Here is an 8,862-nt window from a genome sequence, read left to right on the forward strand (position 1 = left end):
CCTGCCAGGAGTTCATCACCCAGTTGGGCCGCAACTTCCAGGTCATCTACGAACAAGCCAACTCCCACGGCCAGAAGGTCCAGACGGCAGGCAACAACATGTCGTCCACCGACTCCGCCGTCGGCTCCAGCTGGGCCTAACCCCCACACCACCCACTGTGGCCCGCACACCCATCGGTGTGCGGGCCACAACTTTTTCCAGGCCAGGGCGGCGCCAGCTCTGAGGCTGGTCACCACGAGTCACAGCAGCACCGTCGGCTAGTTGCCACTCGTTTTCAGAATGGTGACCACCGGCGATATCACGGCAGGGTGATATCGCCGGTGGTCACAAAACGAAAAAGGGATGTCGCCGACCTCAGAGGCCGATGTGACGGGTGAGACTCACCGAGATTTCGCGGCCAGCCGATGGCCGGGTCCCGCTCTCGGCGATACCGGCGGTACCGGCTAGCCTGGAGCGCAATCCCCCAGCATCAAGGAGTTGCCATGGAAGGGTTTGCCGGAAAGGTAGCCGCGGTGACCGGCGCCGGTTCGGGCATCGGCCAGGCGCTGGCGTTGGAGTTGGGCCGCTCGGGCGTCTCGTTGGCGATCAGCGACGTCGACACCGAAGGGCTCGCGCAGACCGAGGAACAGCTCAAGGCCATCGGCGCGCCGGTGCGATCCGACCGGCTCGACGTCACCGAGCGTGAGGCCTTCCAGATCTACGCCGACCACATCAACGAGCACTACGGCAAGGTCAATCAGATCTACAACAACGCCGGCATCGCATTCACCGGCGACGTCGACATCAGCCACTTCAAAGACATCGAGCGGGTGATGGACGTCGACTTCTGGGGAGTCGTCAACGGCACCAAGGCATTTCTGCCGCACCTGAGCGCATCCGGCGACGGCCACGTCGTCAACATCTCCAGCCTCTTCGGGCTGATGTCGATGCCCGGGCAGGCCGCATACAACTCGGCCAAGTTCGCCGTGCGTGGCTTCACCGAAGCGCTGCGGCAGGAGATGGTGCTCAACCGCGAACCGGTCAAGGTGACGTCAGTGCACCCCGGCGGCATCAAAACCGCGATCGCCCGTAACGGCCTGACCGCCGAAGGGGTCAGCGCGCAGGCGCAGTCCACGTTCTTCGACAAGCGACTGGCCAGCACCACCCCGCGGCGAGCGGCCGAGATCATCCTGGACGGGGTGCGTAAGAACAAGGCCCGGGTGCTGGTCGGCCAGGATGCCGTAGTGCTGGATTTGATCGTGCGAGTCACCGGTTCGCATTACCAGCGACTGTTCGCCCCCGTCGTCGGACGGATGAAGCCGCCGTCGCGCTAACGCCCGAGCGGGTGTTCGTTCAGCCAGGCGTCGGCCACGGCCTGCGGGTCAGCCCCGGCGGTCACCTGTCGGCGCATCTCGACCAGTGCGGCGGTGTCCAGCACGCCGGCCACCTCGTTGACCGCCAGCAGCTGCCGATCGGTGAGCTCGTTGCGGCGGTAGAGCGGCACCACGTTCTCGGCCTGCAGCAGCGCCGGTTTGCCGTCGGTGAGCACCACGAGGTCGGCCGGGACATTCGGATCGGCGGTGGTGGTCCACGCCGCCGTCACCTCACCGGCCTTGACCGCGGCGAAAAGCTTTGCATCGTCTGTGAATTCGCGAGTTGCAGGTAACCGGCAGCTACCGATCGCCGGGGGCGTCGGCGCACCGGCGATCGATCCGACGATCAGCCCGTCGCAGTGCTGTGGCAGCGTGCCGAGATCGCTGCCGCCCCAACTCTTCGATGTCGATTCGGCAACCGCCAGCGCGGGTTTGTCCTCGGCCGCGGTGGTGTAGTCACCGGCGGCGATACCCTCCGGCAGCGCGCCGATCATCGCCTTGTAGACCTGCGCATCGGAACGCACGGTGGCCCCCGGCTGGAAAGCCTGCAGCACCCGGCCGGTGAGGCTGGGGACGACGCCGAACGCGCCAGAGTCCAACTGGGCCAACGGGTTTGGCGCCTGCTCGGTGCGCGCCGGAAAGCCGTAGGAGCGCAGTGCACCGGTGTAGATGTCAGCCAGCAGCGTTGCTTCGACACCCGAACGGGATCCGACGACCAGCTCCGCCGCGTGGTGCCCGGTGTGGCCGCAACCGGCCGTCGCCAGCGCAACACTCAGCACCAGCGCGATGAACCGGCCCGCAGTCACTCCGCGGCATCTGCTGCGGCGGCCACCGCGGCCGCAACCGCCGGCTCGACCCGCGGATCGAGCGGACTCGGAACAATCCGGTCATGCGCCAGGTCGTCGGCGGCAATGGAGTAAATCGCCTCGGCCGCAGCGATTTTCATCTCTTCGGTGATCCGGCGGGCACCGGCGTCAAGCGCTCCGCGGAACACGCCGGGGAAGGCCAGCACATTGTTGATCTGGTTCGGGAAGTCACTGCGCCCGGTGGCGACGATCGCCGCATGCTTGGCCGCCGCGTCCGGGTGCACCTCCGGATCGGGGTTCGACAACGCGAACACGATGCCGCTGGGCGCCATGGTGGCGATCAGTTCCTCGGGAACCACGCCGCCGGAGACCCCGAGGAAGACATCAGCGCCTTCGAGCGCCTCGACCATGCCGCCGGTGCGGTCGAGCGGGTTGGTGCGGCCCGCGAGTTCGGCTTTCACGCCGTTCATGCCGGCACGGTCGCGATGCAGAATGCCCTGCGAATCCAGCACGGTGATGTCCGAAATACCCCTGGCCTGAAGCAGATTGGCGCATGCCACCCCCGCTGCCCCGGCGCCTGAGATGACGACGCGCAGCTCGGTCATGTCGCGGTCGAGCGCGGTTGCGGCACCCATCAGCGCGGCCAGCACGACGATCGCGGTGCCGTGCTGGTCGTCGTGCATCACCGGGCAGTCCAGCGCTTCGACGAGACGGCGCTCGATCTCGAAGCAGCGCGGCGCCGAGATGTCCTCGAGGTTGACCGCACCGAATGTCGGGCGTAGCCGCACCAGCGTCTCGACGATCTCGTCGGGGTCCTTGGTGTCCAGCACGATCGGGATGGCGTCCAGGCCGGCGAACTCCTTGAACAGCCCGCACTTGCCCTCCATCACCGGCAGCGACGCCGCCGGCCCGATGTCACCCAAACCGAGGACCGCGCTGCCGTCGCTGACCACGGCAACCAGCCGACCCGACCACGTGTAGCGGGCCGCCAAGGTGTGGTCGCCGGCGATCGCGCGGCTGACCTGTGCCACACCCGGGGTGTAAGCGATCGACAGCGAGCGCTGGCTGTCCAGCGCGGTCGTCAGGCCGACGGAAAGCTTGCCCCCGGAGTGCGCCTCGAAGATCTCCGCGTCGGTGATGGCGCCCTCGTCATTGTGGGTCTGTATCGATTCAACCAACTCAGACACGTCGCCCAGCGTACTGACTACTCATTAGTAGCCCTAATCGACAAGCGTCCGAAGTGCCTCAGATCAGGCCCAGGTCGGTGACCGCGCTGCGCTCGTCGGCGAGCTCGGCGGTCGATTTGTCGATCCGGCCGCGGGAGAAGTCGTTGATGTCCAAGCCCTGCACGATGCTCCAGTTGCCACCCTTGGTGGTCACCGGGAACGACGAGATCAGACCCTCGGGCACCCCGTAAGAGCCGTCGGAGATGACGGCCATCGACACCCAGTCGTCCTTGGGGGTGCCCAGCAACCAGTCGCGGGCCGCGTCGACGGTGGCCGACGCTGCCGAGGCCGCTGAGGAACTGCCGCGGGCATCGATGATCGCCGCGCCGCGCTTGGCGACGGTCGGGATGAAGTCGTCGGCGATCCACTTCTCGTCGTTGACCACCTCGGCGGCGTTCTTGCCGTTGATCTCGGCGTGGAAGATGTCCGGGTACTGGGTGGCCGAGTGGTTGCCCCAGATAGTGACCTTCTTGATGTCGGTGACCTTGGCGCCGGTCTTCTTGGCCAGCTGCGAGATGGCCCGGTTGTGGTCCAGCCGGGTCAGCGCCGAGAACCGCTCCTTGGGGATGTCGGGCGCGTTGTTCAATGCGATCAGCGCGTTGGTGTTGGCCGGGTTACCGGTCACCCCGATGCGGACGTCGTCGGCGGCGACGGAGTTCAGCGCCTTGCCCTGCGCGGTGAAGATCGCGCCGTTGGCCTCCAGCAGGTCGCCGCGCTCCATGCCCGGCCCACGCGGGCGGGCACCGACCAGCAGGGCCAGGTTGACGCCGTCGAAGATCTTGTTCGGGTCGGCGCCGATCTGCACGCCGGACAGCAGCGGGAACGCGCCGTCGTCGAGCTCCATCACCACGCCTTCGAGCGCTTTGAGGGCGGGCTCGATCTCGAGCAGCCGCAGCTCGATCGGGCGGTCGGGGCCCAGCAGCGAGCCGCTGGCCAGGCGAAACAGCAGGCTGTAGCCGATCTGGCCGGCGGCACCGGTGACGGCAACCTTCAGGGGTGTTGTGCTCACGTCAATTCGCTCCTTGGGTGGAGATCGGCACAGGCGATATCGGCCTGATGCCCAATCGCGTCGCGTCGAAACTAGCGCACTCCCGGACTCGGAAAATTCCTACCCCGCATCAACACCGGTCAGGGCGATCGCGAACACGAAATAGCCATGTCGGGCGCGTAACATGACCGACGTTTGTATCTGATGTGAGCGCTCACCCGGGGAGGTGTCACGTGCCGTCCTTTCGCGAGTTAACGGACATACCTGAGACGCTGCGGGCCCTCGCTCCCACCGAAACCGGACATCCCGTGCCGGTTGACGACCAACCCGCCGACCTGGCCGTCGTCGATTGCGCCGTGTACGTCGATGGTCAACGCCTGGAAGGCAGCTGCAGTTACCCCGACGCCCGCAACAAAGTCGCCGAGCTGCGACTGGCTGGGCAGGAAGCGTTTGCGTGGATCGGACTGCACTCGCCTACCGAGCATCAGATGGAGGAGGTCGGCGACGTGTTCGACCTGCACCCGCTGGCCATCGAGGACGCGGTGCTAGCCCACCAGCGACCGAAGCTCGAGCGCTACGACGACATGCTGTTCCTGGTGCTCAAGACGGTTAATTACATTCCGCACGAGTCGCTGGTACTGACCCGCGAGGTCGTCGAGACCGGCGAGGTCATGGTGTTCGTAAGCCACGATTTCGTGGTGACCGTACGGCATGGCGAGCACGGCGGGCTGTCGGACGTACGTAAGCGAATGGACGCCGACCCCGAACACATCCGGCTGGGCCCGTTCGCGGTGATGCACGCGATCGCCGACGCAGTGGTCGACCACTACCTCGCCGTGACGATGCACATGGCGACCGACATCGACGCCATCGAAGAGGTCGCGTTCTCCCCCGGGTCCCGCACCGAAATCGAGCCGATCTATCAGATCAAGCGTGAGGTCGTCGAGCTGCGCCGGTCGGTCAACCCGCTGTCGGTGCCTTTCACGCGGCTGCAGACCGAACACAAAGACCTGATCTCCAAGGAAGTTCGGCGCTATCTGCGCGACGTCTCCGACCACCAGTCGCTGGCCGCTGATCAGATCGCCAGCTACGACGACATGCTCACCTCGCTGGTGCAGGCGGCATTGGCCCGGGTCGGCTCGCAGCAGAACGACGACATGCGCAAGATGGCGGCGTGGGCGGCCCTCTTGGCGGTGCCGACCATGGTGGCAGCGATTTACGGAATGAACTTCAAGTTCATGCCCGAGCTGAACTGGACATGGGGATACCCGGGGGTCATGGCCGCCATGGCGGTCTCGTGTGCCTACCTGTACTTCCGGTTCCGCAAGCAGAAGTGGCTGTAGTTCGGCTGCCTGGGGCACATCGAACGTCCGTTGGCGCAGGTGCTGAGCGACACTTGTGACGTGACCGATCAGTGTGGCTGTGCGGCAGGGCGATTGGGGTCCAGCACGTCGACCCCGTCGCTTTGCCACGCCGCGCGCATCGCGTCGGCGCCTTTCAGCCGGACCCAGGCGGCCTCGGTCGCGGTGATCGGCGTCGCCGACAGAAAGCGCACCGGCTCGCGCGGCGGGTCCAGTGGCAGGTCGGCGATGTCGCTGTCGCCCAACAGCACCGCGGTGAACGCCGCGCGCCCCGACGGTCGCGCCCACAGCGGCGTGCCGAGGTCGACCAGCGCATCCGTCGCCAGCACCACGCCCTCGACCGCGGGAGACGCTGCCACGATCGCCAGGCTGCGGGCGAGTCCGGTGATGGCTCCCGGATCACGCAGCCGCAGAACGACTTCGGCTCGCGGGCCCTGTTCAGGATCAGCGAACACCGCAGTCGGGTCGACCATCGGATGCCGCGAGCAGCCCAGCGACACGTAATGCACCACCCCGTCTACGTGAGGGTGATAGCGCAACACATCAAGAGACTCCGCACCCAGAAACGTCACGCTGGCGACGTCGGGATCGGCGCGGCCGAAGTGGGCGTCCAGGTGCTCCCGCACCCGCACCAGTGGTTGGGTCACTGCGTCTCGGGCGGCGGGACGATCGTCAGGTTCGCACCGCTGTCCGGATCGAATACCGCGAGTTGTGATGTGTCGAAGGCTAATTCGAATTTCTTGCCCTTCGCGGCCTTCGACGCCGCGGGCACCCGGGCAACAAATTCGTGTTCCGGTCCCCCGGTTTCGTCGTCGAGTTCGGATAGCTGGTCGGAGTGCACGGCCGGACCCTCGGCGGTGAAGTACACGTACTTGTCGGCGCCCAACGACTCGACCAGGTCGACGTTCACCTCGAAGCTCAGCGAGCTGATCCGCTGGTAGGCGTCGATCAGCGCCGCATCCTGCAGGTGCTCCGGGCGGACGCCGACGATGACGTCCTTCGGCGCCGAGTTGGTGGCAAGCAGATCGAGGACGGGTTGGGTCAAGGTGATCTCGCCGAACGTCAGGCTCAATCCGGTCTCGGTCAGGCCGGCGGGAAAGAAGTTCATCGCCGGCGAGCCGATGAAGCCCGCGACGAACAAATTCGCCGGCCGCTCGTAAAGCTCGTCGGGCGTTCCGATCTGCTGGACGACGCCGCCGCGCATCACCACCACGCGATCGCCCAGCGTCATGGCCTCGGTTTGATCGTGGGTCACGTAGACGGTGGTGGTACCCAGCCGCCGCTGCAGCCGGGCGATCTCGCCGCGCATCTGGACACGCAGTTTGGCGTCGAGGTTAGACAGCGGCTCGTCCATCAGAAATGCCTTCGGGTGGCGCACGATCGCCCGCCCCATCGCGACCCGCTGACGCTGACCGCCGGACAGCTGTGCGGGCTTGCGGTCGAGGACGTCGATGAGGTCGAGAATTCTCGCGGTGTCCTCGACCTTCTCGGTGATCTCAACCTTTTTCATCTTCGCCAGAGTGAGCGGGAATGCGATATTCTGCCGCACCGTCATGTGCGGGTAGAGCGCGTAGGACTGAAAGACCATCGCGATGTCGCGGTCTTTGGGCGCCTTCTCGTTGACCCGCTCGCCGCCGATACGGAGTTCTCCGGAGGAGATATCCTCCAGTCCGGCAATCATATTGAGCGTCGTCGATTTTCCACAGCCGGAAGGCCCGACCAGGATCACGAACTCGCCTTCGGCGATGGTGAGGCTGAGTTCCTGCACGGCCATCGCGCCGTCGGGGTAACTCTTGGTCACCCGGTCCAACACAATCTCGGCCATCGCGCTATCCCTTCACCGCACCCGACGTCAATCCCGCGACAATCCGTCGTTGGAAGACTAGAACAAAAACGATAATCGGCACCGTGATCACCATGGCACCCGCCGCGATCGATCCGGTCGGCTCCTCGAATTGCGAACTGCCGGTGAAGTTCGCGATCGCCACCGGCGCCGTGATCGCCGCATCGGTGGCCGTCAGCGACAGGGCAAGGAGCAGATCGTTCCAGGCGAAGATGAAGACCAGGATGGCCGTGGTCACGATGCCCGGAGCGGCCAGTGGGGCGATTACCTTCCGGAATGCCTGTGCCGGTGTGGCGCCGTCCATTTTCGCGGCCTTCTCCAAGTCCCACGGGATTTCCCGGAAGAAGGCCGAGAGTGTGTAAATCGCCAGCGGCAAGGCGAAGGTGATATACGGAATGATCAGCCCGGGCCAGGTATCGAACAGCCCGATCCTGCGTTCGATGTTGAACAGCGGCGTGACCAACGAGATCGCCGGGAACATCGAAATCAGCAACACCACACCGATCAACAAACGCTTGCCGGGAAATTCCAGCCGCGCTACCGCGTACGCCGCCATCGCGCCGATCAGCACCGCGATCACCGTGGTGGTCACGCCTATGCCGACGGAGTTGATCAGCGCCGAGCTGAAGAAATTGCCGCGGAAGATTCCGCGGTAATTGTCGAACGTCAGCGACGACGGAATCAGCTTGCCGTCCTTGACCGTTGACGTCGGCTTGAGCGAAAGGCTGAGAATCCACAGCACCGGCATTAGCGCGTACACCAGCACCATGGCGTCGACGGTCACCCATGCCGCGGCACGCCGGGCGCCCTTTCGCTCAGCGCGCATCGCCGCCGCCTGGTGCCGACGCGCCGAATAACTTGATGAAGATGAAGGCGATCAGGGTGACGCAGCCGAAGATCAGCACCGAAATCGCCGACCCCAAACCGACATTGAAGCCTTTGAACAAGTTGTCGTAGCCAAGCACCGACACCGAGCCAGTGTTGCCGGTGCCGCCGGTGAGGACGTAGATGTTGTCGAAGATCCGGAACGCATCCAGCGTGCGGAACAGCAGCGCCACCAGGATCGCCGGTTTGATCAGTGGCAGCGTGATCTTCCGCAGCCGCCGCCATGCGCCGGCGCCGTCGATCTCTGCGGCCCGCAGTAGGTCTGCCGGCACCAGCGCCAGGCCGGCCAGTAGCAACAGCGACATGAACGGCGTTGTCTTCCATACCTCGGCGATCACGACGACGCCCAGCGACGAAAACTGGTGAGTCAGAGGAGCGCTGCCGTGTGGCAGCAGGTTGGC

The 8,862-nt window shown here is 65.4% G+C and carries 9 protein-coding genes and 1 pseudogene; 3 read left to right on the forward strand and 7 right to left on the reverse strand.

Features of this window, described 5'->3' with window-relative positions:
- Positions 1–140, forward strand: a pseudogene (locus tag VN856_RS13370) (type VII secretion protein EsxI); the annotation flags it as partial.
- 342 nt (positions 141–482) lie between these two features.
- The gene (locus VN856_RS13375; RefSeq protein WP_325689748.1) at positions 483–1,313 is read left to right on the forward strand and encodes an SDR family oxidoreductase; all 831 of its coding nucleotides are present in this window, start codon (positions 483–485) and stop codon (positions 1,311–1,313) included.
- Here the strand turns inward: VN856_RS13375 and VN856_RS13380 are convergent.
- From VN856_RS13380 to VN856_RS13390, 3 genes are read right to left on the reverse strand one after another with little or no spacing between them, the layout of a single operon-like run.
- On the reverse strand, positions 1,310–2,158 hold the full coding sequence (locus tag VN856_RS13380; protein WP_325689750.1) for a glycine betaine ABC transporter substrate-binding protein: 849 nt from the start codon (positions 2,156–2,158) through the stop codon (positions 1,310–1,312). The genes VN856_RS13375 and VN856_RS13380 overlap by 4 nt on opposite strands.
- The gene (locus VN856_RS13385; protein ID WP_325689752.1) at positions 2,155–3,345 is read right to left on the reverse strand and encodes an NADP-dependent malic enzyme; all 1,191 of its coding nucleotides are present in this window, start codon (positions 3,343–3,345) and stop codon (positions 2,155–2,157) included. Before VN856_RS13385 ends, VN856_RS13380 begins: the two co-directional genes overlap by 4 nt.
- Positions 3,346–3,403: 58 nt before the next feature.
- The gene (locus VN856_RS13390; protein ID WP_325689754.1) at positions 3,404–4,393 is read right to left on the reverse strand and encodes a malate dehydrogenase; all 990 of its coding nucleotides are present in this window, start codon (positions 4,391–4,393) and stop codon (positions 3,404–3,406) included.
- 212 nt (positions 4,394–4,605) lie between these two features.
- Between VN856_RS13390 and corA the strand changes: the two genes are divergently transcribed.
- Complete coding sequence (gene corA / locus VN856_RS13395; protein WP_414686946.1) at positions 4,606–5,715, forward strand: magnesium/cobalt transporter CorA; 1,110 nt, start codon at positions 4,606–4,608, stop codon at positions 5,713–5,715.
- A 68-nt stretch (positions 5,716–5,783) separates the two neighbouring features.
- On the opposite strand, the gene VN856_RS13400 is transcribed toward corA, so the two are convergent.
- The 4 genes from VN856_RS13400 to VN856_RS13415 all read right to left on the reverse strand — a co-directional run.
- Positions 5,784–6,380 carry a suppressor of fused domain protein gene (locus VN856_RS13400; protein ID WP_325689756.1) on the reverse strand — a complete coding sequence of 199 codons (597 nt, stop codon included), beginning with the start codon at positions 6,378–6,380 and terminating at the stop codon, positions 5,784–5,786.
- Positions 6,377–7,558, reverse strand: a complete 1,182-nt coding sequence (locus VN856_RS13405) for a sn-glycerol-3-phosphate ABC transporter ATP-binding protein UgpC (protein ID WP_325689758.1) — start codon at positions 7,556–7,558, stop codon at positions 6,377–6,379. The genes VN856_RS13400 and VN856_RS13405 overlap by 4 nt, the downstream gene beginning before the upstream one ends.
- Before the next feature lie 4 nt (positions 7,559–7,562).
- Positions 7,563–8,402, reverse strand: a complete 840-nt coding sequence (locus tag VN856_RS13410; protein ID WP_325689760.1) for a carbohydrate ABC transporter permease — start codon at positions 8,400–8,402, stop codon at positions 7,563–7,565.
- A partial coding sequence (locus tag VN856_RS13415; RefSeq protein ID WP_325689762.1) for a sugar ABC transporter permease occupies positions 8,392–8,862 on the reverse strand: 471 nt, incomplete at its 5' end. The genes VN856_RS13410 and VN856_RS13415, both read right to left, overlap by 11 nt.

Source organism: Mycobacterium sp., from assembly GCF_035603715.1.
Lineage (GTDB): Bacteria > Actinomycetota > Actinomycetes > Mycobacteriales > Mycobacteriaceae > Mycobacterium.

What these genes read in the sequence shown, in the direction of transcription:
- VN856_RS13375 (WP_325689748.1), top strand. Translation starts at nt 483, where the DNA reads ATGGAAGGGTTTGCCGGAAAGGTAGCCGCGGTGACCGGCGCCGGTTCG.
- VN856_RS13405 (WP_325689758.1), bottom strand. Translation starts at nt 7,558, where the DNA reads ATGGCCGAGATTGTGTTGGACCGGGTGACCAAGAGTTACCCCGACGGC.
- VN856_RS13410 (WP_325689760.1), bottom strand. Translation starts at nt 8,402, where the DNA reads ATGCGCGCTGAGCGAAAGGGCGCCCGGCGTGCCGCGGCATGGGTGACC.